Source organism: Geitlerinema sp. PCC 9228, assembly GCF_001870905.1.
Lineage (GTDB): Bacteria > Cyanobacteriota > Cyanobacteriia > Cyanobacteriales > PCC-9228 > PCC-9228.
Genome location: NZ_LNDC01000219.1, coordinates 1 through 485 on the forward strand (window position 1 = coordinate 1; position 485 = coordinate 485).

1 protein-coding gene is annotated in these 485 nt (G+C 53.2%); it reads left to right on the forward strand.

Features of this window, described 5'->3' with window-relative positions; all coding sequences use genetic code 11:
• Positions 1 to 76 precede the first annotated feature (76 nt).
• Positions 77 to 485 (forward strand): RRXRR domain-containing protein (locus AS151_RS22975; RefSeq protein WP_244533096.1); only part of this gene is annotated, 409 nt, incomplete at its 3' end.

Consider the following 485-nt stretch of genomic DNA (forward strand, 5'->3'; position numbering starts at 1 on the left):
AGACGTTGGGTAATGCCAAGAAATGCTGCTATCGGTGGTCGTAGGGACTTACAACTTAGCAACAAGGATTATCTCCATGCAGTTGCGAGTTCCGGTACAAAATCCAGACGGCACCCCAGCCATGCCAACCAAGCCAAGTCGCGCCCGCCGATGGGTGAGAGATGGAAAGGCTGTTGGCAAATGGTCGGATGCTGGCATCTACTACGTGCAGCTAGTCGCTGAGCCGTCAGGTCATAAAGTCCAGCCAGTTGTGATTGGCGTAGACCCTGGCAAGTCATATACAGGCATTGCCGTCCAGTCAGCAAAAGTGACGCTCCATTCGACTCATCTAGTCTTGCCCTTTCAGCGGGTAAAAGAGCGACTGGGGTCACCCGTCATCAAGAAAGGAAAGGTTATCAAGGATATACGTGGTCGAGCGTTGCAGCGACGGGTTCGACGTGGTAGACGAATCAACCGCAAGGTTCCTTTCCATCTCAGGGCGCATC